The following is a 26,240-nucleotide window of genomic DNA, read 5'->3' as shown; positions in this document are numbered from 1 at the left end:
TTTGGAAGTCCTAAATAAGTTTGGAGTGTGGGAAATGAAAGAGAAAAGGCATTATAACCGGCGATGGCTACTGGTGGCTTCTTTCGCCTTGTTTGCTATGTTTTTTGGAGCAGGCAATTTGATTTTTCCGACCAGCCTGGGAAAGAACATGGGCGATCAGGTCATGCAAGCTTTTGTAGCGTTCTTTATTCCTGCGGTGGGCTTGGTCTTGTTGGGGGCCATTGCGACGATTCGCGCCGGCGGTACCATTGAGTGCATCGCACGGCATTTGGGGCCGGTGCTTTCAGCGGCATTCGGCGCCATCATTTTAATTTGCATCGGACCGGGACTGGCTATCCCACGAACGGCAGCCACCAGTCACGAAATGCTCTCTGGCGCTTTTTTCCCGCAACTGTCTCCTTGGGTGACAACGGTTGTGTTTTTTGCCATTACCTTGTTTTTTGTCATCAAACCGAGTCGCGTAGTCTCCGGCTTGGGCATGGTGTTAACACCGGCGCTGGTTACGATTTTAGTGATTTTGATTGGTAAATCCATCCTCCAGCCGCTCGGACCGCTCGTGCCGACGGGTGCTGTGAATGTGTTTTCAGGAAGCTTTTTAGAAGGCTATCAAACGATGGATGCGCTTGCTTCCATGGCTTTCGCCATTGTCATCATTAAGGATTTTAAACGTCGCGGCGTGAAAGAGCCCGCCCTTATTGTTCGTTATACCTCACTATCTTCCATCTTTGCAGCCTTGGGATTGGTAGCGGTGTATGGCGGATTAATGTATATTGGTGCGACGATGTCCTCTCTGGGCGTAAAGGAACTGGGACGTGTTGATTTGTTATTGTTTGCTGTAGACGGCCTTTTGGGTACGGCTGGAAAAGTTCTCATTGCATTGGGCACCTTTTTAGCCTGTCTTACAACGTCCATCGGTCTCACCTCTACTTTCTCTGACTTTATGGAACGCTTGACGAAAGGTAAAGTCTCCGCTATCGTGTGGAGCATAGCGTGTGTTGTTTTCAGTGCGATTATCTCCGTTTTGGGAGTGGATCGCATTGTCGCCATTTCTGCACCGATACTGGTTGCTATTTATCCGATTGCTATGGCGCTGATTGTGCTAAACCTCATTCAAGGTCCGCTCGATCGGCGTTCGATTCATATCGGAGCGGTGCTGGGGGCTTCACTGCCGGCCGTTGATTTCTTGATCGGCTTGATAATCGGAACACCGATTCTTGGCGGTAAAAACGGCATGATTACGGGTATCTGGCAGAACTTTTATTGGATTATCCCGAGCATCATCTTGGCGATTGTCTGCTATGTGGTGATGCCGAAAGAACGCGCCGGGGAGCGTACGCTCGCCATGCAAAGACAGGATATTTTATGACCTATGAACTGGGTGTCATTGGCGGCATGGGGCCGCTGGCGACGAATGTGTTTTATCAATATCTGATCGATCATACGGTGGCTCATAGTGATCAGGATCATATCAATACGATCCTTTTAAGCCATGCCAGCATGCCGGATCGCACAGCATCCATTCTTTCCGGAAACACAGAGGCGCTGTTGCGCGCCATGCAATCGGATTTTGCGTTGTTAAATCCATTGGGTCTTAAGGCCATTGCCATTCCTTGCAATACGTCACATTATTTTTATGACACCTTGACGTCGTTTACGGATACGCCCATTATAAATATGGTCGAAGAGACCATACGCACGTGCGCCGCACAAGGAGAGAAAAAAGTGGCAGTTTTGGCTACTGCGGGAACCCTTAGAAGCGGCGTATATGCGCAGTATGCCGATCGCTATGGGATTACCTGTACGGATATTGCGGAAGACGATGCCGCCAAGGTGATGGACATCATCTATGCGGTCAAGAGGGAAAATCGGCGTGATTTTCCTGCCTTATTAGAGATGATCGATCGCTATAGTCGTTCGGCTCGTGTGATTTTAGCGTGCACGGAATTGTCGTGTATTCCCATTGGAAAACGAAATGCGGTAGATGCGCTGAAGGTTTTAGGAACGGAAGCTATCAGAAAGTGTAGGGGAGATGTTAAACTTTAAACCGGTGATTCTGGGAACCGATTTGAACGCGTACGGCACGGCACGCGCTTTTTACGAAGCGTATGGCGTGCGTTCGTTATGTTTGGGGATACGACCGTTAATTTATACGCGTCATTCCAAAATTTTGGACGTGGAAACTAATCCGAATTTTGAGGACGATGCGGTTTTTTTGTCTGTTTTAGAAGAAGTAGGGCAGCGCTTTCAGGAGCCGCTTGTACTGATTACCTGCGGCGATGGATACACGGCACTATTAACGCGACATAAGAAAGAACTGGCCAAACGCTATCGGTTTAACTACGTAGATCCGGAAATGCAGCAGCGTCTGGAAAATAAAAAAGATTTTTATGCGGTTTGCGAGAAGTACGGTTTGCCGTATCCAAAGACCTATATTTTGCATTACGAAGACAGAGATCACTTCGAAACACCCTTTGCGTTTCCGATGGCGCTGAAAGCCAATGACTCCATTGCTTTTTTGGAAGCGGAGTTTCCGGGAAAGAAAAAGGCGTATTGCATTTCGAGCGAAGAGGAATTGCGTGAGACGGTGGCGACAATTTATGCCAGCACATATCACGGCGATTTGATTCTCCAGGATTTTATTCCCGGCGATACGTCCAAAATGTATGTGTTAAATGCCTATGTCAATACCCGGGGCAAGGTCAAAATGATGTGCCTCGGCAAATGCTTGTTAGATGAATGCCTGCCCGAAGCCATCGGAAACTATACTGCGCTGGTTTCCATGGGAAATACGGAAATTTATCGCACCTTTCAGAAATTCTTGGAGGATATCGGGTATCGTGGCTTTGCCAATTTTGATTTAAAATACGATGAACGCGATAACACCTTTAAGGTGTTTGAAATTAATATCCGACAAGGACGTTCCTCGTCCTATATGCTGTCTGGCGGCTGCAATTATACGCAGTATTTGGTGGAAGATTTGATCGAAGGAAAGGATCTGCCGGTTCATTATCACGAAGACTCTGCGCTGTGGCTTTATGTAGATCCCAAGGTGCTACGCAAGTACTGTTCTCCGGTGGATCGCCCTCTGGCCGAGCGCATGTTGCGCGAAGGATACTTTTTCCCGACCTGGTACGAAAAGGATCGTTCGTTGGCGCGATACTTGCTATTTTGGCGTCGTCGCATTGCTACGTTGCGTTACTATCCAAAGTTTTGCAAAGTGCCGGAAGAACGTTAATCCTCAACGGAAAACAGTGTGCCCGAAGCCGTTGCGCCTGTGCAGAATCCGCCCTTTCCATGAATATCAATGGAGGGGGCGTTTTTTGTGAGGCAAACACCATCAATAGCACAGCGGCGCGCGTTGCCTTGACGCCTTTTTCATTATCTGTTAGTATCCTCTTTTGCTGTTTGTCTTGTGATGCTATGACAGCGATTAAGGCTTTACTCCTTGGGATGCGACTTCTGTAGCATGAAAGTGAAGATTCGACGAATAAGGCTATCATAGAAAATGAAAGGAGAAACTATGCCGCCTCATGTCCAAGAAAATGTCCGTCGCAACTGGTTCTTTCAGGATCATCGTTTTTTAAAAGAAGTTTTCGCAGTGGCGTTACCCATTGCTTTTCAGCTGCTGATCACGACGTCGATTAATATTACGGATACCGTCATGATCTCTTCCCTCGGCAGTGCAGAGATTGCCGCTGTCGGGTTGGTAAACCAGTTTGTATTTTTTTTCCAAATCATTTGTTTTGGCATCGGCGGCGCTGGCGCGGTTTTTATAGCGCAACATTTCGGTAATCGCGATGAGCGCAAAGTACGTATTTATTTGAGTATCACGATGCAGGCGGCTGTTTTTCTGAGCATCCTTTTTTCCATTGGCGCTATTTTCTTTCCCGATCGCATTATGGGGCTCATTGTGCAGGATCCCCGTGTACAGGATTTGGGCATGCGATACTTACGCCCGGTGGGCTTTACCTTCCCGTTCTTTGCCGTGTCCTTTTCACTCATTACGGTATTGCGCGGCGTGAATCGTGCCAGAGAACCGCTAATGGTCTCGATCATCTCGTTTGCGACCAATGTTGCTTTTAACTACATCTTTATCTTTGGTAAATTTGGCGCCCCCCAGTTGGGCGTTGTCGGTGCTGCCGTAGGTACGGTGATTTCCCGCGTGGTAGAGACCGTCATCTTAATCATTATCGTGACGCACCATCGTCCCGGCTTCATGGATGTGCGCCCGCTCGAACTGCTCCATTGGCATGGGGAAGAGGTACGGCGCTGTCTGCCGGCTGCCACGCCAATTGTGCTGGCCGAAACTTCTTGGTCCTTTGGTCAATTGGTGCAGGCGGTGGCCTTTGCCATGGCAGGAAAGGAAGTGGTGGCAGCGGTACAGCTCACAAACTCCATCAACAACATCTTTTTCATCATTATCGATGCTCTTTGTTCGTCGGCATCAGTGCTATTGGGACAGCGCTTGGGCGCCGGAGAACTGAAGCGTGCAGAAACGATGGCAACTTATTTCATGCAATTTGTTACGGTCGTGAGCGCCATCTCCGCCGCCATCCTCATTCTATTTCCGGATGCATTAATGATGCTTTTCAGCGGCATTGAGCCTGTGGTTGCCGAGCGATCCCATAATTTGCTTTTAATACGCGGTGTGGCCGCGCCGTTTCGCTTCTGGAACAGTATGATCTTTGTCGGCATTTTACGTGCCGGCGGCGAAACGAAGTGGTCGTTCCATTTTGAATTGATGTCCATTTGGCTCTATGCTGTGCCCATTGCTTTCTTGGGCGTCGCCGTGTTCCATTGGCCTTTTGAACTGACCTTTTTCCTAGTCAGCGCCGAAGAAATGGTTAAGATGCTTTTTATTTATCCCTTGTATCGAAAAAAAACCTGGGTACGCAATTTGACTCGTTGAGGACGATCGGCATGGGGTATAAGAAAAACAGTTTCTGAGGTGTAAAATTACGAATAGCGGTAGTTCGCTTAGGTGCTATGGACCAGGACAGAGGGGAGAGTTTATGCATAACTTTGTATTTCATGTTCCCACGGAAATTCTTTTCGGAAAAGCGATGGAGAAAGACTTTGCCAAGCGCGTGAAAGCCTTGGGCAATAAGGCGCTGCTTGTCACGGGTGGTGGCAGCGTAAAGCGTCTCGGCATCTTTGACACGATTGTGGAGGCATTGCATGCTGCGGGCGTCGAAACGGTCGAGTGTGCAGGCATTTCTCCGAATCCGCGTTTGGAAGAAGCCAAGCGGGGCATTGCCATGGCAAAAGAGGAAAACGTCGACGTGATTCTTCCGATCGGCGGCGGCTCCACGATTGACTGTGCGAAGCTGATTGCGGCAGGAAGCAAAACGGAGGGCGATCCCTGGGATATCGTTCTGGGAAAAGTGGACGTGAAAGAGGCACTTCCCATTGCTGTTGTGCTGACGGTTGCAGCGACGGGCTCTGAAATGGATCCCGATTCCGTGATTTCCAATCCCGAGACCAAGCAAAAACTGGGCTGGGCCAGCAATAAGGTTCTGCCGCGTGTGTCGTATCTCAATCCGACCTTTACCTATTCTGTCAACGCCTGGCATACGGCAGCGGGTACGGCGGACATCATGAGCCATACCATGGAAAATTATTTTTCTGTCGACGATAGTGCTTTCCTGCAGGACAGCATGGCGGAAGCGATTTTACGGACTTGCATCAAGTACGGTCCCATTGCTCTCGAAGAACCGGAGAAGGAAGAAGCTCGTGCGAATCTCATGTGGGCGAACTCCTGGGCCATCAACGGGCTCCTTTGCACCGGAAAGACACAGTCTTGGAGTGTACATGCCATGGAGCATGAGCTGTCGGCGTACTACGACATCACTCATGGTGTCGGCTTGGCCATATTAACGCCGCATTGGCTGCGTCATTTTATGAATGATCAAACGATGCCGCGTTTGGCACGCTTTGCGGAAAGAGTTTTTGACATTCATAAGGATTCTCTCGAGGAGCAGGCGGAGGCAGGCATTCAAGCCCTTTCCGATTTCTTCCGTTCCTTACACATTCCAATGACCCTTCATGAGGTGGGAATCGATGAAGAACATTTGGCGGAGATGGCTGAGCATAGCGTATCCCGCGCCGACGGTACGATTGAGGGTTTCCAACCGTTGAAAAAAGAGGATGTAGAAGCGATCTATCGCTCCGCACTGTAAATACAGAGATATAGCGATGCCTCGTCCGAAAAGGAGATCTGTATGGCCGAGAAAAAAGAAAATAAGCACAAATTTATTCCTCAGGTGGGCGGCGTGTTGCGCCACAACATTTTGGAATTACCCCCGGTGATGCGTGAATCCAGCGGAATTCTCGTCTTTGGACGCCGTATAAAAACCTTTGTGTTTTCAACGGATCTGGCGATCATCCGCAATTGCGATGCCGATGCAGTGTTTGCGGTCTATCCGTTCACGCCGCAACAATCCATTACGGACGCGATCATCAAGAATTCCTACATTCCGGTTTTTGCCGGCGTGGGCGGTAGCATCACCCAAGGGCAACGGTCGCTCGATTTGGCGAAGGATGTCGAAAGTCAGGGAGCGATGGCAGTCGTTGTGAATGCAGCATTTTCTAATGAAAATCTGAAAGCCGTTGCCGAGGCCATCGATATTCCGGTGGTGGTGACCATTACCTCTATGGATCAGAATATTGCCGGTCGTATCCATGCCGGCGCCCGCATCTTAAATGTGGCCGGCGCGCGTCATACCGCCGCCATTGTGAAGAAGATCCGTCAGCAATATCCGAGCATCCCCATCATCGCTTCGGGTGGAAACCGCGAAGAGTATATTCGTGAAACGATTGAAGCCGGAGCCAATGCTCTGACCTACACTCCGCCAAGCACGGCAGAGCTCTTTACGATGTCCATGAATGAACACTATCGCACAGGTGATCCGGCATCGTCTGAAAATGATGGCTCTCTGGTGCTGGTGGAAGACGCCGAGGTGCCGGACCTTGTGTCCCCAAATCCGGAATCCAACTAAAGATAAACGTAGTGTACGACACTTCCTCCGTGAGACAGGCGGTTGCAATTTGGCCTAAAAAGGAGTAGAATTTTTTCATTGAGTCCATGGGTCTGTAACTCAGCTGGGAGAGTGTCACGTTCGCAACGTGGAAGTCGTGGGTTCGAATCCCATCAGATCCATTTGTAAAAAAGCCCGCCCTTGTCCTTACAAGAGCGGGCTTTTTCGTCTCCCCATAATGGGTATCAGAAGAGTATTAATAAAGCGTTTTGAATAACTGGGAGGTTACTATGCGCACATTGTCTATAACGATTTCTTCTATGGGTGCCGTGCCTTCACAGCGTCTGCCGGACACCCCCATGACGTTTGCTCAATTGGCTCAATCGTTGGAAAAGAGGGCGCAGGGGAAAATAGTGTTGGCGCGTGTGGGCAATCAACTCTTTGAATTGTCGCATGTCGTGCCGCAGGTAGCCAAGGCGGTCACGCTCATTGATACCACGGACACGGACGGCTATCGTGTGTATATGCGCAGTCTCTCTTTTGTGTTTCTGGAAGCGGTGCATCGGCTGTTTCCGGATACGCGCACAGTGATCGAGCACTCCATTTCCGGCGGCCTTTACTGTGTGATTCAAAAAGACGACGTGCCGGTGACCTTGGATACGCATCAACGCGATGCGCTGCGTTGTGCCATGCGCGAGATTATCGATGAGGATATTCCGATTGTGCGAGAAACCATGACGTTTGAAGAGGCCAAGCAACTCTTTCGTTCGTTGGGACGCCAGGATAAAGTCGATTTATTTGCACAGCAAAAGGGCGATCGCGTGGCTATTTATCGGATGGGCAATGCGGTGGATTCGTTTTTCGGTTATATGGTGCCGTCAACGGCATATGTATCCGTGTTTGATGTGGAGCTTTTTGATCGCGGCATCGTCTTGCTGGGGGTGGATCGCGAAGATAAAAAACGCGTGAATAATTTCATTCCGACCTATTTGCTTTCGGATACCTATAACGAGGCCGAAAAATGGTCCGAACGACAAGGCATTTATACGGTCGCCCAGCTTAATCGCAGTATTGAAAACGGTACGATCGGCGATGTTTGCCGTATGAATGAGGCCCTGCAAGATCAAAAGGTTATGCATATTGCCGAAGACATTATACGGCGCAACAAGCGCATTGTTCTGATTGCAGCACCTTCGTCCTCCGGAAAAACCAGTTTTGCCTATAAACTCATGACATCGCTGCGCGTATTGGGCAAACGGCCGGTGGCTATTTCCTTGGATGATTATTTTGTGGATCGGGACAAAACTCCGCTTGATGTTGACGGAGAGCCTGATTTTGAGGCCCTGGAAGCCATTGATTTGGCTACGTTTAATAGCGATATGCGGGCATTGTTGCGTGGGGAAGAGGTACCGCGTATCCGCTTTGATTTTGTAGCCGGCCATCGCACCTTTACCGGTGACATGGTACGCTTGGGAGCGGAACAGCCCATTCTTTTGGAAGGCATTCATGCCTTAAATCCGCGTCTCAGCGCGCAAGTCGAGGATCGCTATAAATATCGTATCGCCTTAAGCGTCATTACGCAGATCAATCTGGATGCGCACAATCGCATTCCGACAACGGATTTACGTCTCATGCGCCGTATGGCTAGAGACCTGCAGTTCCGTGGCCGCGATGTGCGTGAAACGATCCGCACGTGGCCGGATGTACGCCGTGGGGAAAATCGTAATATTTTCCCCTATTCGGAATTGGCTGATGTGATGTTTAATTCCTCTTTTGTCTATGAAATTGCCGCGTTAAAACCCATTTTGGAGCAGCGTCTACAGGGTATTGGCCCGGAGGAACCGGAACATGTGGAAGCCGTGCGTATTTTAGCGCTTTTACAGTATTTTTTACCGCTCACGGATACCTCGGATGTTGTGAACACGTCAATTCTTCGAGAGTTCATCGGTGGAAGTAAATTGGTGCATGAGTGATTGCTATTGAAAAAAGACAAAGCGCAATCGGAATAGCTTTCTATGAAAATTGTAAAAGGAGATGTCATGGCTCGAATTGTTACGATGCAGGATCTGTCCTGCGTAGGCCAATGTTCCTTAACGGTGGCTCTGCCCATCTTATCTGCATGTGGTGTGGAAACGTGTGTGTTGCCCTCTGCTGTCTTATCCAACCATACCGCCTTTTCCGACTTTACATTTCGCGATCTGACGGATGATTTGTCCGACATTCTGGAGCGATGGGAAACACTCGGCTTTCGTTTTGATGCGCTCTACACCGGCTATCTTGGCAATGCTCGCCAGATTGCCATGGTAAAAGCCTTGAAAGAACGTGTTCTGACGGAGCAGGCACCGGTCTATATCGATCCGGCAATGGCCGATAACGGCAAATTGTACGTCGGTTTTGACGACGCCTTTGTGCAGGCGATGAAGACATTGCTGCCCGTGGCTGATGTGCTGTTGCCAAACATTACCGAGGCATGTCTTTTAACCGAAACGCCCTATCGAGAAAGCTATGACGAGGCATGGATTGAAGCCCTTTGCCGTGCGCTCTGTGCACAAGGCGCCAAAGCTGTGGTGCTTACCGGTGTCAGTTACGATGCTTCCACCACCGGCGTGGCCGTATGTGAAAATGGCCATCTGGATTACTACGCTCATCCTCGCTTAAATCCCGGTTGTCATGGTACCGGCGATATTTATGCCTCCGCTTTCGTTGGCGCTGCTTTACACGGCAATACGCTGCTTGAAGCGGCCCGTATTGCTGCGAACTTTACGCTTGCCGCCATTGAAGAAACTCATAGGGATCAAACGCATTGGTACGGCGCCTGCTTTGAAAAGGTGCTGGGCAAGTTGATCCAAGCGCTTGGATAATAGAAAGAGATTGCATGCGAAAGGAGTACCGTGGGTTTTGGCGTTTTCGAGATTACCAACGGTATGAAATTGGTCTGCATGTGGTCGATCGTACCGGGGGTTTTGGCGTTTTCGCGATTACCAACGGTATGAAACGGCGATTTGTACCGCACAGCGTACCGTGGGTTTTTGCGTTTTCGCGATTACCAACGGTAGAAAACGGCGATTTGCGCCGCCCCGAGCACCGTGGGTTTTTGCGTTTTTGCGATTACCAACGGTATGAAACGGCGATTTGTACCGCACAGCGTACCGTGGGTTTTGGCGTTTTCGCAATTACCAACGGTATGAAATTGGACTACAGGCGGCTGATAGTACCGTGGGTTTTGGCGTTTTTGCAATTACCAACGGTATGAAATTGGACTACAGGCGGCCGATAGTACCGTGGGTTTTTGCGTTTTCGCAATTACCAACGGTATGAAATTGGACTGCACGTGGCCGATCGTACCGTGGGTTTTGGCGTTTTCGCCATTACCAACGGTAGAAAACGGAAATTTGCGCCGCCCCGAGCACCGTGGGTTTTTGCGTTTTTGCGATTACCAACGGTATGAAATTGGTCTGCATGAGGTCGATCGTACCGGGGGCTTTGGCGTTTTCGCAATTACCAACGGTACAAAACGGCGATTTGCGCCGCCCCGTGTACCGTGGGTTTTGGCGTTTTTGCCATTACCAACGGTAGAAAACGGCGATTTGCGCCATCGCGCCTACCGTGGGTCTTGGCGTTTTCGCAATTACCAACGGTAAAATGAAGGCCTTCACCCCAGAAACATTAAGGGTGAAGGTCTTCATTCGTAATGCTTAATTCTTCGGCGCTTCGTGAAGCGTTTTCGACTGTGCCTCCAGAATGTTGCGCCATTTTCCCAAGTCCTTTTCTTCCTCTTTAGAAAGCTTCGGGATTTGGGGATCCATGTCTTCCAGCGTGTCGCGGACGACTTGAGAAACGATGAGCCGAGAGAACCATTTGTGGTCGGCGGGAACGACATACCAAGGGGAGTAGTCATGGCTGGTTTTGCGAATAGCTTCTTCATAGAGAGCTTGATAGTCGTCCCAGTGCTCGCGTTCGGCGATGTCGCCGGCAGAGAATTTCCAGTTCTTATCTTTCTCTTCAATGCGAGCTAATAAGCGCTCGCGTTGTTCTTCTTTGGAAATATGGAGGAAGAATTTTACCATGCGGAAGCCCTGCTGGCGCAGATATTTTTCCCAATTGTTGATTTGTTCGTAGCGTTCTTTCCAGATAGACTTATTCAATACTTCGTTGGGAAGCTGCTGGTCTTTCACCAGATTGTGCAGCTGAGTGACTACGACTTCTTCATAGTGAGAGCGATTGAAGATGCCGATTTCGCCACGACGGGGCAGGGCGCGGTTGACGCGCCACAGATAGTCACGATCCAATTCTTCACTGCTGGGCTGCTTAAAAGACACAACGTGCGTGCCTTGCGGATTCAGGCCTCGCATGACGTGCTTGATGCAGCCGTCTTTGCCTGCAGCGTCCATCGCTTGTAAAACAATGATGAGGGACTGCTTGTTTTCTGCGTAGAGTTTTTCTTGAAGAACGAACATATCCTTCTGATTTTCCGCTAAAAGGCGTTTGCCCGTTTCTTTGTCCAATCCCTGTTTATCATCAGTATCAATCTTTTTCAGCGATACCTCTTTATCGGTAATGCAGTAACGTTTCGTATCCAAGTTTTTGTGTTCTGTCATGGTTTTTCCTTTCTTTAGAGATGAAAATCGTCACGGATCCGTATATCGTGGGCTTTGCGCACCGCATGGTGCCATACGAGAAGACCGAAAGCCGCACTCAGGCAAACGGCCACCGTATTGGAAGCGCGATAGCTGTCCGGTGCACCCAATAACGCGTCCAAATGCAGTCCGCTTTGCGCATGCAGAATATAGGAACAAGCAACAAAACTGGAGGCCAACATTGGTAAAAAGGCCATCCAATAATTCTTATAATGCGCATGCAAATAGACGCTGATCATGGCTAATCCAAAGGCTGCCAGGAGTTGACTGAGAAAACCGTAGTAACGCCAGAGACGATTGAAACCGCTTGGCTGTAACTTGGCAATTAAAAGCATCAGAATGGCCGGGACAAAGACACAAGCCGTGGTCAAAAAGCGCTTCCATGGACGGCGTTGGTTAACGTGAAAGTTTTCGGCGATGATGAGGCGAATGCCGCGAAATAGAGTATCACCAGTGGTCAAGGGGAAAATAACCAACACCAGAAAGGCGAAGAGCGGTCCGAAATCACCCATAAACTCTTTGGCAATGAGTGCCAACATGGGCAGGGGATCAGAGATCCGGGTAATAGCCGGATGTTGTGCCAGAACGATCATAGCTGCAGCGGCCCAGCACATCGCTAACAAACCTTCCCAGAGCATGGTGTAGAAGAAAACCATGCGCCCTTCGGATTCTTTGCGAATTGTGCGTGAAAGCAGGGTGGCCTGTGTGCCATGCAAACCGGATAAAATACCGCCGGTCACCGTGATAAAGAGAACCGGAATAAGGGGCTGCTGTTCCATTAAGACAGTTGACCGAGGAGTGCTTTGCCAAAACTCAGGAAGGTATCCTTTTCCATGACGCAAGATTCCGATAAAAAGAATAGCGGTGGATACAAAAAGCACAATGCTCAGCATCGGATAGATGCGTCCAATAGTGCGATCGATCGGAAAAAGTGTGGTAATGATGAGATACAGCAACAGCACGCCATAGATGAGCGCAAAAAGCAGGGGCTGCGGAATGGGCAATGTCTTCGGCAAAACCGAAGCGATATAGTCCCCCGGGGTGTAGAGAAGCACAATGCCGGAGAGAAAGAGCGTAAACAGCAGTATAATCCGATAGAGGCGGGAGACGCCTGCCCCCAGGTACTTTTCCAAGAGACGCGGCATTTGAAAGCCGCGGTTGCGCATGGCGATCATGCCACTGAAATAATTATGGACAGCCCCCGCAAAGATATTGCCCAAGGGAATAAAGATGAAGGCAGCCGGACCGAAGAGCACAGCTTGAATGGCGCCAAGAATCACGCCGATGCCGGTGATGCTTAAGAGATTGATGATGGCATTTTTCCAGCGCGGCATGGCGGTAAAATCAATACCGTCCGCGCGCAGCTGCGCCGGCGTGTGGCGATCGTCAGGCTGAAAGACGCATTCCGTAAAATGAGAATACAAATAGCCGCCGCACAGGAGCAGAGCGATGCCTACCAAAAAGGTTATCATGAGATCCCTTTCTCGTCTTTTGCGGCAGGAGCGTACGGCTCAGCAACAGAAGACGCCGTTTCATTCGCACTTGTCTTTGCTGCGTCAAGTAGAACGCTCTGATAGGCGCGCGATACTTCGGTTAAAGCAGCTAGGACTTTCGGATAATAGGGACGCAGCGACGGATCGGAAAGAGCCGAAAGACGGGTTTCGAGCATGGCCTTTTCGCGAGCTGGATCATAAATGGATTTACCTGCGCCTCGTTTCCAGTTCGCAATTTGCGCAGCAATATGCATTCGCTCACAAAAAAGCGCAGCAATTTGTAAATCCACCGCATCGATTTTTTGACGCAATGCGTTAAGCTCTGCGGGATCGTGCTCTGAGGCTTTCATGGCGACTCCTTCCTTATCGTTCCTATTTCGTCTATTATAGCATTGTTATGGTTCCTCTAAGGGAACCAATAGAATGTGAGGTGCAACATGAATCAAAAACAAGACCACAGGCGGACGATGCTGATCGGTTTCGCTTTGTGCTTTATGATATTCTTTCGTCTCATACCGCCGTTTCCGGGCCTCAACGACGGCGGCATGGCAGTTTTGGGCTTATTTTTAGGCGTGCTCATTCTGTGGCTCTTTGTCGCCATCGACTGGCCTTCTCTTTTATTAATCGGTGCATTAATGACGGTGCCCGGGCTTACCGGCAAAGCTATTTTTTCCGCTTCTTTTGGCAGCCCGACCGTTATTTTCCTCATCTTTACCTTTGTATTGACGGATGCGCTGGCAAAGACCGGGATTTTGCGGCGCATTGCGGTATCCTTCATGACCTCGCGCTTAGCGCAGCGTGGCCCTTGGCACTTTGTGGCACTCTACTTTGCGAGCATTTTGTTTTTAGGCTCCTTTATTTCGCCCACTGTCTTATTTTTTCTGTACCTGCCAATGCTCGAGGAAATTTGTTCCATTCTGTCTTTGGAGAAGGGCAATAAAAATGCAGCGATGCTCATGATGGGGACGGTTATTATGACGGGGATCTCCTCCGGCATGACACCCATTGCTCATGTGTTTCCGCTCATTGCTATCAATGCCTATGAAGCGTTTGCGAAAACGACCGTATCGACGCTTTCCTATCTCGCTCTGGCAATTCCGGTCGGACTATTGACGGCGATTCTCGTCGTTGTGGTGTTTCGACTTTTCTTGCGTCCGCCGGTTAGTGAGATGCACATGGAGCGTGCCATGGAAATTGAAAAGCGTCTGCTTTCCAGCGGGAAAGAAAATGCGGTACAACCGGGCACGAAGCGTGTGATTGCGGTGTTTTTCTTTGTGATTTTTCTTTGGATTGCGCCGGGTCTCTTCTCCGGAATGTTACCAAAGGGTGGCGTAAAAACGGCCCTTATGGCACTGTCTAAATTAGGGACGGCATTTCCACCCATTCTCGGCTGCGTCCTCTTGTCCATCTTTACCGAAAAAGGCGAACCCCTGCTGCATTTAGGTAAAGCATTGAAGGAAGGCGTCGCTTGGTCGGCCATTTTGATGTGCGCGGGAACGGGCGCTATCGGCTGGGCGCTGACCCAAAAGTCCGTGGGCGTCATGGCCTGGGTGAGCGCTCATGTTGCGCCAATTGCGGTAAGTTTCTCGCCAGTCATGCTGTTTCTATTCTTTGCCCTCTGGAGTGCCTTGCAAACCAATCTTTCTTCCAACATGGTGACAGCCACCGTAGTGAGTGCCGCTGCCTTAGCAATGGTATCACAACTCGGTGGGGTGCATCCGGCATTGCTTCTTTCCAGCATCGGTATGCTTTCCGCCTATGCCTTTGCCACGCCGCCCGCCATGCCCTGTGTTGCCATTGCCGGCTCCAGCGGCTGGACCAATATGCGTCAGATGATGCTCTACGGTTTTTTAGCGATGCTAGTTGCGGTGTTTGTGACGACGGCGTGGGGCATGAGCGTGGGGAGCGCACTGTTCTAAAAAACACAGTATCATGCGCTGCAGTAGCATATAACATATAATTAATTATGCGAAAAGTGACAGGAGGAAAAACATGTGGCCCCGTCGTCTCAAAGAAAAGTTTGTAAAGCTGTTTACAAAGGGATTTTATACTTAGAAAGCTAAATTATAGTATTAACTATAACGTTTCCTTGAGAGGGCATTTAACATAAATCTTTATCGGCTATAATGGCTATCGGAGGAAATAATGATACGCTTTGAAATCAAGAAATACTGGAGGAATAGAAATTTTTTATTGATTTTTTTATTTGTTATTTTCTGCATAGGGATAACGTTTTATCAAGCAGTAACCGGCTCCGGATTATTAGTGCAGGATACGATGACGTCCTTCTCTGATATAGACATGAAATACTTGCCGACCGCTCCATTGCTGGAAAAAAGAACTGAGCTTGTGACACAAGTCGAAAAGATAAACCAAAAGGATGCTCTTCACGATTTACGGACGCTTTATTCTCTAGAGGACGAGGCACAGAAGTTGACGCAGCCATACTATGTTTTCTCAGACTTTAGCAAAGATGAAAATTATTATAAAACTGTCAACACGTATATTCAAAATCGACTCCACTTTTACAAGTCGTATGCTCAATTTGTAGAAAAATATCCGAATGTACTTTCGTTTTCTAATGCAATGTTTCAAAGAAACTTGCAATGGAAGATTCAGCTTTTTACCTATTTAGCCGATCATCAAGAGAAGGCCTCTGCTCCATATCTCTACATGGGCGGCCTATATGATTCGACCATTCAAAATATAATTTATTATGCGCCTCTTTACCTTGGGTTACCCGCTATATTTTTCTTTTCCCTATTATTTTATGCTTCTCAATCAAGGGATAGAGAAATGGGAACAACGTACTTATTAAAAACACAACCGGCATCGTCCGTACGGCAGATGGCGTCTAAACTGGTTGCCATTTTCTTCTGTATTTTCTTTTATCTGGCTGTTTTATTCCTAGGCTTGACTTTGCTTTTCTGCTTTTTAGGCGTTCCCTTGGGGGGATGGGAAGATGCATTTCGTCGCTTTACTAATTTGCCGGCATCTAACTTGATTTGTGGCGGACCACTTCTTGTAAAAATGTGTTTTGCTTTTATGTCCCTTGTTTTTTTGGAAATCACTTTTTGTTTCTTACTGGGTAATTTATTAAAGACACAGTCTGTTCTTGCCGTGCTTCTTTTGGTTAACTTGGCGCTGTTTGTGGGAAGCAGTGCGAGCCCGTTGCTTAAAAGTCAATGGAATCCGATTTATATCTCCCAATCCTTCAAGGCTTTTACAGGCTATATCGATTACGACAAAAACATTACGATCTTTGCGAGTAGCTTCCGACCTTACTTAGTTATGGAGTGTGTCGGCGTGGCTTTTTTCACCCTTGCCGTAATCACTGAAAAACGTAGTCTTTATACTTCGAATCGTTTTGCACAACAGGACAAAAGCACCATAAAAAAGCACTCTGTCTATTATATAGAAGGGAAAAAGATTTTGTTGTCGGGACGGACGTGGATATATTTTATTGGCTTGCTGGCATATCTGTTTATTTTATTTTTAAATCTTCACGAAGAAAAACTGGAGCAAAAACAAGGGATGCAGGAGGGAAAGGGGTGGAGCGTCATTTATCTGGAAGCAATGCAAGAAGCAAAAAAGGAAAAGCAAAAGTGGAACGCTGCAGAAGATAGTTACGATGATAAAAATGAAGTATCGGAGCAATCGGATCAAGAAAATCCCTATCAATATATGATCGACACGTATCTTGAACAATACAAGAATGCGAAACAAAGTGAGGAGAGCTATCGGAAAGGAGATGGAGCCGGATATTATGACTCGTGGAATCATAAAATGGACGAAGAAGGACGCGAAGGATATCTCCTTGACAAAGCCTATAAACATCACCAGAATAGTCTGATATCATTGCAAGATAGTAAGGTGGTTTTTGAACAAGCGCAAGAGCAACAGGAAGCACCGATATTGCTGCCTGCTTTTCTGTTTTCACCACGGGAAGAGTACACCGATACTGTAGGGCGGTGGCAAATACAGCAGAATTTGCGACTGCCCGAAGAGGGGGTGTCCTTTTGGCTGTATGATCTTCTTTATGTTCAAAAATGGGATATTGTTCTTTTCCTTTTTTTAATAAATATGGTGTTCACCGGTTATACGGTAGAGAAACGTTCCGGTTCATCGTTAGCTATTAATTATACAATGCCATTGGAACGTTGGCGTTTTCACATTCGAAAAGCGGCGGCACACTTTCTGTTGGCAACCGGAATTTTCATAGGCTTGCTGCTGCTAGCGACATTTCTTGCTTTATGCATCAGCGGATGGGGATCATTCAGCTTTCCGGTACTTGCTTTTCATGGAGATAAGGTAGGCACGATGTCCATAGGCCGATTTTTAATGCTGAGTTTACCGGTTTTGCTTTTTTGGATGGCTTTCTTGTCTTCCTTGAGTCTTTTCGTATCGATTTTTACACGCAATAAGGAAACACTACTCATGGCAATACTTGGCATTACATCCTTATCGTTATTTCTCAATGCTGTGTTGCCCTGCAATTGGAAGGCTTTGAATCCTTTCAGTTACTTGGAGACTTCCGCCCTTGTGGACGGCTCCCTATTCTTTTATCAGGGATTCATCATTTCTGTTTCTCAAGCACTGCTGGTATTAGGCGCGTGGACACTCTTCTTCTTATTGTTGGGAGGAAGCATTGTGTCGCGACAAAGCATACAGAAGACACGCTGAGCCAAGGAGGTTCTATGTCCTATTTAACCATTCAACACCTCAATGTAGCCTATGGAAAGCATCCTGTGTTAAGGGATCTCGATCTGCAGATAAAAGAAGCGGGCATTTATGGCGTTATCGGCCCCAATGGGGCAGGAAAATCCACCTTATTCAGTACGATTGCAAATTTAATTCGCCCCCAAAGCGGTAAGATCACCGTTTTAGAGCACCCCAACACAGATATTAGCATATTTAAATCCTGTTCGTTTTTGAAGGATAATCGCGTGCTCTATCCCTTTCTGACAGGTGCCGACCACTTAAACTACATTCGTTCCATGCAAAAGCTGCCCAAAAATCGAGTAGAAGAAGTCGTCGATCTTGTTTCCATTCATTCGTTTGTCAAACGCAAGGTCGAAACTTATTCGCTTGGCATGAAACAAAGTCTTTTGATTGCGATGGCCTTACTTAACAATCCGAAACTCATGATTTTGGATGAACCATTCAATGGATTGGATCCTTCCCGCATTGTACAAACACGACGCATACTTTTGGATCATGCTCGAAAGGGAGCTGCGATTCTACTATCCTCACATAATTTGATGGAAATGGAAAAGTTAACGAAAGAGTTTCTCTTTTTGAAAGACGGAAAAATCATCGAATACCGAGAAGAGGAAGGAGAAAGAAGAGCGGAAGAGTACTATCTGAAGCTTTTCCCGCTTTTAAGCGAATCCTAACGTAAAGAGCACACCGACGCAGAGTGTCGATGGGAAAAATTTTTCCTAAACCTGTTGACATCCATTTTCGAGTCGTGTATAGTAACACCAACTTCATAAGAAACCAGTTGAAGAGAAGAGTACTTTCGAAAGAAACTCTACAGAGAAGCCCGGTAGCTGAGAAGGGCGAGTGGGAATCGAAGGGAACATGGCCTCGGATGGGACAATTCGATCATAGGGTTGTACGGGCACTCCCGTTACAGAGTTAGAGCATGTTAGTGCTTGAAGGTGCGCATCGATTTGATGCGAAGTAAGGTGGTACCGCGGAATTTATTTCGTCCTTTGTCATTGTGACAAAGGACGTTTTTTTATGCGTTCGGCGCAGGAAGGAGCAAAAGTTGATCAAAGCAGAACACTTAACAAAAGAATTTCCCGCAGAGCATGGTGTGTTGCACGCTGTGCGCGACGTTTCCTTCGCCGTGGAGGAAGGCGAAATTTTCGGCATTATCGGTTTGAGCGGCGCAGGAAAGTCCACGCTGGTACGTTTGCTGAATCGTTTGGAAGAGCCAACCTCCGGCAAGGTGATTATCGATGATGTAGACATCACGAATTTGAAGGAAAAGGAGCTGTTAAAGGCGCGCAAGGAAATAGGCATGATTTTCCAGTCCTTTAATCTCTTTAACCAAAAGACCATCCGAAAAAATATTGCATATCCGCTGGAAATTGCGGGATGGGAAAAATCCAAAATTCAGGAGCGGACGGAAGAGCTGCTGCATTTCATCGGCTTAGCGGAGCGCGGCAATGCGTATCCTTCCGAACTCTCCGGTGGGCAGAAGCAGCGGGTAGCCATTGCCAGAGCGATGGCCTTGCAGCCGAAGATCTTGCTTTCGGATGAAGGTACGTCGGCACTGGATCCGAAGAATACGGCATCGGTGTTGGAACTGTTGCGCGACCTGGCACAGACGTATAAAACTACCATCATCATGATTACGCATCAGATGGAAGTGGCGAAAGAGATTTGTGATCGCATTGCCGTCATGGCAGCAGGGGAGATCGTTGAGACAGGCTCAACTAATGATATTTTCTTCCACCCGAAACATCCGGTCACGAAGTCCTTTATTTCTAAATTGCAGGATGCCGATGAATTTGGTTTCTTGCAGGATCGCGAATTTGCGGGCGACGTTGTGAAACTCACCTATCGCAATGAGGAGATTCAGGATTCGCTCATTGCGGAAGTGTTAAAAAAGGTTCCGGTAGGGATCTCCATCCTTTCCGCGAATATTGATACTTTCCGCCAGGGAGAAATTGGCTATGTCGTAGTCGAGCTGACGGGGTCGGAAGAAGAAAGAAAACGTGCCCTGCAGGCCTTTCAAGAGCAGGTAGAAGTGGAGGTGCTGAAATGATGACAGAGATTCTGATTGAAGCAACGATAGAGACGTTTTACATGGTGTTTTTTGGCGGTTTGTTCGCTATCTTGGTCGGCACGCCAATTGGTATTGTCCTCTATCTTACGCAAAAAGGCGGTCTGTCGGAGAACATTCCGGGCTATCGCATTCTGGATGTGCTCGTGAATGTATGTCGCTCGATTCCTTACGTAATTCTGATGATCCTGTTAATCCCCGTAACGCGTGCCGTCATCGGTACATCCATTGGTTCCACAGCGATGATCTTTTCGCTGGCAGCATCGGCGGCACCGTTTTTCGCTCGTTTGGTCGAAACATCCCTTAACGAGGTGGATGCCGGCATTGTGGAAGCGGCCAAGGCCATGGGCTCGACAAATGCACAGATCATTTGGAAAGTGCTGCTGCCCGAAGCATTGCCATCGCTTATTCAAGCCATTACAACCACGCTCATTAACCTTATCGGGTACACGGCAATGGCCGGTGCCTTGGGTGGTGGCGGATTGGGCGCCGTGGCGCAGCGCTACGGCTACTATCGGCGCCAGGAAGATCTTTTATGGGGCGCGGTCATTGTGATCATCGTCATCGTACAACTTATTCAACTCGTGGGCACATCCGCTGCCCGTTCTATCAATAAGAAGTAAACCGTCACTCAGAAACAAGCAGAACCTAGGAGGAATTATGAAAAAATCTTTACTCGCACTCGTCTTTGCCCTGGCCCTGATTTTCACGGCCTGCGGTAACAAACCGGCTGATAACAGCCAGGCAGGATCGGAACAGGCAAAAACCGAAACGTCGAAAGCATCAGAAGCGGCTACTGCCGAGAAACCGGTGAAACTGAAAATTGGTGTCAGCCCCGTTCCGCATGCGGAAATCGTGGAAGCCATTAAGGACAATTTGGCCAAGCGCGGTGTTGAACTGGAAATTGTCAACTTTGATGACTATGTTCAGCCGAACCATGCGCTGGCCAGTGGTGAAATTGACGCTAACTTCTTCCAGCATGAACCGTATCTGGATGCCTTCAAAAAGGAAAATAATTTGAAACTGACCAATATCGGTGCCGTGCATCTGGAACCGATGGCTGTGTACTCGGATAAGCTGAAATCCTTGGATGAAGTACCGGAAGGCGGCAAGGTGTTGATCCCGAACGATGTTTCTAACGGCGCTCGCGCATTGCTGTTGCTGGCTAAGAATAACCTGATCAAACTGGACGATCCGTCCAATATCAACGTCACGGAAAAGAACATCACGGAGAACCCGAAGAAGTTGACCTTCGTCCCGATGGAAGCAGCTGCGTTGGCACGTGCTTACAAAGATGCTGATTTGGCCGTCATCAATTCCAACTTTGCTCTGGGCGCAGGCTTAAATCCGCTGAAGGACAACCTGGCCATTGAAGATAAGGATAGCCCGTATGTAAATATCGTTGTTGTACGCGAAGGGGAAGAGAAGGAAGAGAAGTTCAAGATCCTGATGGAAGAATTGAATTCCGAGACGGTGAAGAAGTTCATCAATGATAAGTATCAGGGTGCGGTTATTCCGGCATTCTAAAGCAGTCGTTTCCACAGGAATATCCAAAAGGCGGTCGCATGGGCGGCCGCTTTTTGTTTTTCGGATGGAGTAATTTTCAACGTGAAACTTTACAGAAAATTAAAACAAAGTAGGAAAATATTTAACATGGAAAGACGACTATAAAGATAGAATATTCTGTATAGAGATAGATAGAAAAATAGACAGGGTTTAGCAATGACGTTCCACGTGGAAGAAAGGGTGACGATCATGAAAAAAAAGCTTGTACCCATCCTAGGCATCTCGTTTGCTCTCTTGCTCCTGGCAAGTGGCTGCACAAATAAGAAGGAATCCCGTAGCGACGATGCGCAGAAGGCCGTTACAACAGAAAAAAAAGATGACACCGCACAATCTTCCTCTGACAAAGGCGAGCAGGATACCGTATCCGCACAACAAGGAAAATCGGAAGAGGATTACCAACGAAAAGAAGGGGTCAATGGGCCCTTGCCTGCGGTGAACTATACCTATGATGCCATTGTTGATGCGGCCGGTGGAATTTGCAGGTTTCCCAGCGTCTATGAAGAGCACTACCAGGAAAATGTTAAAACCTGGAATCGGCAGGTGAAAGAAGAAGTCAAAAAGATTGCGCCGAAGCTGACGGAAGAGGCAAGCGATAAAGAAATACAGCATCTTTTTCAACAGTTTCTCTATATTGCCGGCTATGATTATCCGGTGTTTGAGCCGATTGAACGCTATTCCTACGTGGTGTTCAAGAAGGATATGGAGGATCCGTTCACCCATAAAAAAATTAACGAAGACGTCAATGTTCATCTCGAAATCGTCCTGGATTGCTCTGGCTCCATGGCCAAGAACATTGATGGAAAAACCATGATGGAGATTGCGAAGCAGTCCATTGGCGACGTGCTTTCCAAAATGCCGGAAAAGGCAAAAGTGGGGCTTCGCGTTTTCGGCCATAAGGGGAATAACGAGGAAAGCGGAAAGAAAGAATCCTGTGCAGCCTGTGAACTGATCCATCCGATTGATGTACTGGACAAGGACAAGATGAATGCGTCGCTTCAGCCCATTCGTCCGACCGGATGGACCTGTATTGCGAAATCGATGGAAGAAGGGGTGAAAGATCTTTCATCCTTCAAGGAAGAAAAAGACCTTAATATTCTCTTTATTGTCACCGATGGAATCGAAACCTGTGGTGGTGATCCGATCGCCATGGCGAATAAGCTGAAGGGAGAGCACGCCAACATCGTTCTCGGGATCATCGGCTTTAATGTTGATGCAAACCAAAATCTCGTACTTAAACAGATCGCGGATGCTGCGGAAGGGTACTATGCCTCGGCATATGATGCGGCAAGTCTGACCGGAGAATTGCAAACCATCCATGAGCTTGCCTATTCTACCTATAAATGGCAGAAACTGGACACCGCACTGCTGAATACGCTCAAGGGGCTTCATACCGGCTGCTTATCCCATAACAAAATTCACTTACAAAATGGACCCATTGCGGAGAAAAATTCTCTGACCACGCTACTTTCCTATGCCGGTGCGCCGGATGTGGGCCTTTTTCCCTCCGGAAGTCAGGTGGAAAAGAAACTGCGGGCTCTGATTGAGGAGCGTTATCAAAAAATTACCGCTCTCTTTGAAGAAGAAGCGGCTAAAAGAGAGAAGGAATCCCAAGACTATTTTGCTGCCATTACCCCTCGCCTCGGCGAAACCGTCGCGGTGATTCCGATGACGAGTCGCGTCAATCCGAGCAGTGACTATTGGAAAGACTATTCCAACAAAGGGGGAAACAGCCAATCGCAGCAAGAGGATACCAGTCGTCTGGAAGAAAGCGTTCATCCGGACAGCAAGTAGAATGCTCTTTACTTTCCATAACCTTCTCGTTATGCTGAAGAGGACCACGAACGTGTGAACAAGCACAGAGAGGAGATTGTGATGAAGGTCGTAAATACCAAAAATGCGCCGGGAGCCATCGGCCCCTATGCGCAGGCGCAAATTACCGGAAATCTGGTGTATACCTCGGGACAGCTGCCGGTCCATCCGGAAACCGGCGAGATGCCCAAGACGATCGAAGAGCAAACAAAACAGAGTTGCGAAAATGTGAAAGCTATCTTGGAAGCTGCAGGCACGGACATGACCCATGTGGTGAAAACGCTGTGCTTCCTAGCCGATATCAACGATTTCGCCGCCTTTAATGCAGTGTACGCCGACTATTTCACGAACACGCCGGCACGCAGCTGTATTGCCGTGAAAGACATTCCTAAGGGTGCCTTGTGCGAAATCGAAGCAATAGCTGAAATTCAGTAAAGAATCGCGCGCCCCGGCACGAATGGAAGAGTACTATAAAAAAGCGATGTCCTTTTAGGCATCGCTTTTTTATTTTGCGGCGCCCTTCTGGTGCCGGCCGATGAAATCCCATGCTATTCTGCAATTTCGATTTTAACATGGGGTGAATTTTTGCCGGATTACGCTGGGAAACCCATGTTATTTAACGATTTCGATTTTAACATGGGGTAATTTTTCATTATTAGAGTGCCGGCACCCCATGTTATTTCGCGATTTTACGTTTTAGCATGGGGGACCGCGACAAATTGAACCCCATGTTATTTCGCATTTTTGCATTTAACATGGGGTATTTCAGCATTTTTCGAACGCCGGCACCCCATGTTATTTCGTGATTTCGATTTTAACATGGGAGAATTCTTCGTTTTTAGAGCGCTGGCACCCCATGTTATTTCGCAAATTTGCATTTTAGCATGGGGTACCGCGGCAAATCGAACCCCATGTTATTTCGCGATTTTGCATTTAACATGGGGTATCGCGCAAATTGAACCCCATGTTATTTTCGCTTGGGCGTTATAACATGGGGATTGCTATGATTTTAGGAAACAACTCTATTCGTCAATACAACGGCCTGGAAGCTTAGTCTTCTTCGCCGTTCAGCTGCTCATACGGAATGTGATTGCGCTCCAACAGTTCGATCGCATAGTCGTCCATGCGATAGCCTTCGCGATAATAGATACGTTTAATACCCGCCTGAATCAGGGATTTCGTGCAGTTGAGACACGGGAAATGCGTGACATAGCAGGTGCAGCCGTTGACCGAAATGCCCGACTTGGCGCAATAGAGCAGCGCGTTCATTTCGGCGTGAATGGTGGCGATGCAATGTCCGTCGCGCATGGTGTGACCGATTTCGTCACAGTGCGGATTGCCTGCAACAGAGCCGTTGTATCCGGTTGAGACGATACGATGCTCCTCATTGACTAGTACACAGCCCACATAGGCGCGATCACAGGTGCCGCGCTCCGAAACGGTTTGCGCCATTTCCATGAAATACTGATTCCAACTTTTGCGAGCCATAGCTCCTCCTTGTATATGTTTTAATTGATGTAGCGATGCCCTGCATTGTCGAATGATATACGATGCGGGAAAATCCCTTTTTCGTGCATAATCATCAGATTGTGTTACCATTTTATCACGTAATGAATCAATTTCTGTGAATACAGGAGGCATATATGGAAGAACGAAAAGAAAAGAAAAAAGCGTTTCGTAAAGCGTGCAAAGAACAGTGGAAGAGCCTTTCTTCGGATTACATTGCCACTGCCAGCAAGCAAATCTGCGATACGATTCGCACCTTGCCGGAGTATCAAAAGGCACAGCGCATCTTTTGCTTTGTGAGCATGGATCGTGAGCTCGATACGCATTCGCTGTTGGAGGCCATTTTAGACGATAGCAAAGAGCTCATCGTTCCGCGCGTTTTGTCCATGGGGAAGATGGCGTTGCACCGCATCGATCGCATAGACGATTTGGAAAAGAGCAAACTCGGCATTCCGGAGCCTGCCGCCGATGCTCCAACCGTTACGCCAGACGATGTGGATCTCACGATTGTGCCTTGTCTTACGACTACCTTGGACGGAGCTCGCATGGGGCGTGGTGGCGGCTTTTATGATCGCTTCCTGGCCGTCTACCGTGGTGACACGGCGCTGGTCTGCTTTCATCGCTTAACAGTCCCGGAAGTACCAATGGATCCGTGGGATGTGCATCTGCCGGTTGTTGTGACGGAAGAGGGCGTGTATCGGGCGTGAGCGCCCCTTCAATCCTGCTCACGCCGCGCTGCCAACGAGAATTTGCAGCCACAATAGTCCTGGCGATACATGCCGTATGTGGCGGTGAGTTCGGTAGAGCGCTTGAAGCCGTTTTTCTTTTTAAAGTCTGAAAAGAGATAGGGGACACCGAATTCTTCAGCCAATTCGCCGCCGATGGTGTTGAGAAGTTGAGAATTTTTGTGCGGGGAGAGGGAGAGCGTAGTCGTAAAGTAGTCAAAACCGTGTGATTTCGCAAAGCGTGCGGCTTGTTCGAGACGTAGCCGAAAGCAGACGGTGCAACGCAATCCCTTTTCCGGTAAATCTTCCATGCCCTGAACTGCTTGAAAATAAGTCTCCGGGTCATAGGGCGCTGCTTGAAAATGAATCGGATAGCGGGCGGGTAGAACATCAATCAGATGTTCCTGTTCAGCTTCACGAAAACGATACTCTTCGGGCGGATAGATATTGGGATTGTAGTAATACACTGTGATTTCAAAATAGGCGCTGAGGTATTCCAACACGTACGTACTACAGGGGCCACAGCAACTATGCAACAAAAGCCGTGGAGGTGTTTCGCGTTTTTCGACCTCGCGCAGCGTTTCGTCTAAAATTTTTTGATAATTGATCTTTTCCATGCGTTTTCCATTCATTTTCATAGGATCGATATCACCGAGATAGCCTGAACTACGGTGGAATCTTCTTAGGTATCATAGCGCAAATTCGAGATAAAGGGAAACCGATATCTTTTT

At 48.1% G+C, this 26,240-nt stretch carries 24 protein-coding genes, 1 tRNA gene and 1 other annotated feature; of the genes, 20 read left to right on the top strand and 5 right to left on the bottom strand.

The window, feature by feature from the left end:
- Positions 1 to 34 precede the first annotated feature (34 nt).
- The 11 genes from brnQ (at position 35) to BN98_RS08140 (ending at position 10,618) form a co-directional block, all read left to right on the top strand.
- Complete coding sequence (brnQ, locus tag BN98_RS03405) at positions 35 to 1,366, top strand: branched-chain amino acid transport system II carrier protein (RefSeq protein WP_019189724.1); 1,332 nt, start codon at positions 35 to 37, stop codon at positions 1,364 to 1,366.
- Entirely contained in the window at positions 1,363 to 2,043 is a 681-nt protein-coding gene (locus tag BN98_RS03400) for an aspartate/glutamate racemase family protein (RefSeq protein ID WP_019189725.1), read from the top strand. The genes brnQ and BN98_RS03400 overlap by 4 nt, the downstream gene beginning before the upstream one ends.
- The gene (locus BN98_RS03395; protein WP_019189726.1) at positions 2,030 to 3,235 is read left to right on the top strand and encodes a carboxylate--amine ligase; all 1,206 of its coding nucleotides are present in this window, start codon (positions 2,030 to 2,032) and stop codon (positions 3,233 to 3,235) included. Before BN98_RS03400 ends, BN98_RS03395 begins: the two co-directional genes overlap by 14 nt.
- 285 nt (positions 3,236 to 3,520) lie before the next feature.
- Positions 3,521 to 4,909, top strand: a complete 1,389-nt coding sequence (locus BN98_RS03390) for an MATE family efflux transporter (RefSeq protein ID WP_019189727.1) — start codon at positions 3,521 to 3,523, stop codon at positions 4,907 to 4,909.
- Between the two features lie 103 nt (positions 4,910 to 5,012).
- A complete protein-coding gene (locus BN98_RS03385) occupies positions 5,013 to 6,179 on the top strand; it encodes an iron-containing alcohol dehydrogenase (RefSeq protein WP_019189728.1) in 1,167 nt (388 codons plus the stop codon).
- Between the two features lie 42 nt (positions 6,180 to 6,221).
- Positions 6,222 to 6,998 (top strand): beta/alpha barrel domain-containing protein, encoded by a 777-nt coding sequence (locus BN98_RS03380; protein ID WP_019189729.1) that lies wholly within the window; start codon positions 6,222 to 6,224, stop codon positions 6,996 to 6,998.
- Between the two features lie 88 nt (positions 6,999 to 7,086).
- Positions 7,087 to 7,159, top strand: a tRNA-Ala gene (locus BN98_RS03375).
- 108 nt (positions 7,160 to 7,267) lie between these two features.
- Positions 7,268 to 8,950, top strand: a complete 1,683-nt coding sequence (locus tag BN98_RS03370; protein WP_019189730.1) for a nucleoside kinase — start codon at positions 7,268 to 7,270, stop codon at positions 8,948 to 8,950.
- A 66-nt stretch (positions 8,951 to 9,016) separates the two neighbouring features.
- Positions 9,017 to 9,838, top strand: a complete 822-nt coding sequence (locus tag BN98_RS03365) for a pyridoxamine kinase (protein ID WP_019189731.1) — start codon at positions 9,017 to 9,019, stop codon at positions 9,836 to 9,838.
- Between the two features lie 14 nt (positions 9,839 to 9,852).
- A complete protein-coding gene (locus BN98_RS03360) occupies positions 9,853 to 10,230 on the top strand; it encodes a hypothetical protein (protein WP_019189732.1) in 378 nt (125 codons plus the stop codon).
- A 28-nt stretch (positions 10,231 to 10,258) separates the two neighbouring features.
- Positions 10,259 to 10,618 carry a hypothetical protein gene (locus BN98_RS08140; protein WP_019189733.1) on the top strand — a complete coding sequence of 120 codons (360 nt, stop codon included), beginning with the start codon at positions 10,259 to 10,261 and terminating at the stop codon, positions 10,616 to 10,618.
- 54 nt (positions 10,619 to 10,672) lie between these two features.
- Here BN98_RS08140 and BN98_RS03355 read toward each other — a convergent pair whose 3' ends face one another.
- The 3 genes from BN98_RS03355 to BN98_RS07845 are packed head-to-tail and all read right to left on the bottom strand — an operon-like array spanning position 10,673 to position 13,457.
- Positions 10,673 to 11,575: a polyphosphate kinase 2 family protein gene (locus BN98_RS03355; protein ID WP_019189734.1), complete on the bottom strand. Its 903-nt coding sequence runs from the start codon at positions 11,573 to 11,575 to the stop codon at positions 10,673 to 10,675.
- A gap of 14 nt (positions 11,576 to 11,589) precedes the next feature.
- Positions 11,590 to 13,086: a carbon starvation CstA family protein gene (locus BN98_RS03350; RefSeq protein WP_019189735.1), complete on the bottom strand. Its 1,497-nt coding sequence runs from the start codon at positions 13,084 to 13,086 to the stop codon at positions 11,590 to 11,592.
- Positions 13,083 to 13,457, bottom strand: a complete 375-nt coding sequence (locus BN98_RS07845; protein ID WP_019189736.1) for a chorismate mutase — start codon at positions 13,455 to 13,457, stop codon at positions 13,083 to 13,085. Before BN98_RS07845 ends, BN98_RS03350 begins: the two co-directional genes overlap by 4 nt.
- Positions 13,458 to 13,544: 87 nt before the next feature.
- Here BN98_RS07845 and BN98_RS03340 point away from each other — a divergent pair, with 87 nt between their 5' ends.
- From BN98_RS03340 to BN98_RS03305, 8 genes are all read left to right on the top strand, one after another.
- Positions 13,545 to 15,026, top strand: coding sequence for an SLC13 family permease (locus BN98_RS03340; protein WP_040942521.1), 1,482 nt, complete (start codon positions 13,545 to 13,547; stop codon positions 15,024 to 15,026).
- Between the two features lie 226 nt (positions 15,027 to 15,252).
- On the top strand, positions 15,253 to 17,790 hold the full coding sequence (locus tag BN98_RS03335) for an ABC transporter permease subunit (protein WP_019189738.1): 2,538 nt from the start codon (positions 15,253 to 15,255) through the stop codon (positions 17,788 to 17,790).
- A 14-nt stretch (positions 17,791 to 17,804) separates the two neighbouring features.
- On the top strand, positions 17,805 to 18,503 hold the full coding sequence (locus BN98_RS03330; protein ID WP_019189739.1) for an ABC transporter ATP-binding protein: 699 nt from the start codon (positions 17,805 to 17,807) through the stop codon (positions 18,501 to 18,503).
- Between the two features lie 98 nt (positions 18,504 to 18,601).
- Positions 18,602 to 18,828, top strand: a binding site (T-box leader).
- A gap of 52 nt (positions 18,829 to 18,880) precedes the next feature.
- On the top strand, positions 18,881 to 19,885 hold the full coding sequence (locus BN98_RS03325) for a methionine ABC transporter ATP-binding protein (RefSeq protein ID WP_019189740.1): 1,005 nt from the start codon (positions 18,881 to 18,883) through the stop codon (positions 19,883 to 19,885).
- A complete protein-coding gene (locus BN98_RS03320) occupies positions 19,882 to 20,526 on the top strand; it encodes a methionine ABC transporter permease (protein WP_019189741.1) in 645 nt (214 codons plus the stop codon). Before BN98_RS03325 ends, BN98_RS03320 begins: the two co-directional genes overlap by 4 nt.
- 37 nt (positions 20,527 to 20,563) lie before the next feature.
- Positions 20,564 to 21,430: a MetQ/NlpA family ABC transporter substrate-binding protein gene (locus BN98_RS03315; RefSeq protein WP_019189742.1), complete on the top strand. Its 867-nt coding sequence runs from the start codon at positions 20,564 to 20,566 to the stop codon at positions 21,428 to 21,430.
- Positions 21,431 to 21,658: 228 nt separating this feature from the next.
- A complete protein-coding gene (locus BN98_RS03310; protein WP_019189743.1) occupies positions 21,659 to 23,260 on the top strand; it encodes a VWA domain-containing protein in 1,602 nt (533 codons plus the stop codon).
- A gap of 81 nt (positions 23,261 to 23,341) precedes the next feature.
- Entirely contained in the window at positions 23,342 to 23,713 is a 372-nt protein-coding gene (locus tag BN98_RS03305; RefSeq protein ID WP_019189744.1) for a RidA family protein, read from the top strand.
- A gap of 615 nt (positions 23,714 to 24,328) precedes the next feature.
- On the opposite strand, the gene BN98_RS03300 is transcribed toward BN98_RS03305, so the two are convergent.
- Positions 24,329 to 24,766, bottom strand: coding sequence for a deoxycytidylate deaminase (locus BN98_RS03300; RefSeq protein ID WP_019189745.1), 438 nt, complete (start codon positions 24,764 to 24,766; stop codon positions 24,329 to 24,331).
- Between the two features lie 155 nt (positions 24,767 to 24,921).
- On the opposite strand from BN98_RS03300, the gene BN98_RS03295 reads away from it, so the two are divergent.
- Positions 24,922 to 25,491: a 5-formyltetrahydrofolate cyclo-ligase gene (locus BN98_RS03295; protein WP_019189746.1), complete on the top strand. Its 570-nt coding sequence runs from the start codon at positions 24,922 to 24,924 to the stop codon at positions 25,489 to 25,491.
- An 8-nt stretch (positions 25,492 to 25,499) separates the two neighbouring features.
- Here the strand turns inward: BN98_RS03295 and BN98_RS03290 are convergent, their stop codons facing one another.
- On the bottom strand, positions 25,500 to 26,126 hold the full coding sequence (locus BN98_RS03290) for an epoxyqueuosine reductase QueH (RefSeq protein WP_019189747.1): 627 nt from the start codon (positions 26,124 to 26,126) through the stop codon (positions 25,500 to 25,502).
- Between the last annotated feature and the right edge of the window lie 114 nt (positions 26,127 to 26,240).

It is taken from the genome of Levyella massiliensis (assembly GCF_000308275.2).
Classification (GTDB): Bacteria; Bacillota; Clostridia; order Tissierellales; family Peptoniphilaceae; genus Murdochiella; species Murdochiella massiliensis_A.
This window is presented reverse-complemented; position numbering and strand designations above follow the sequence as displayed.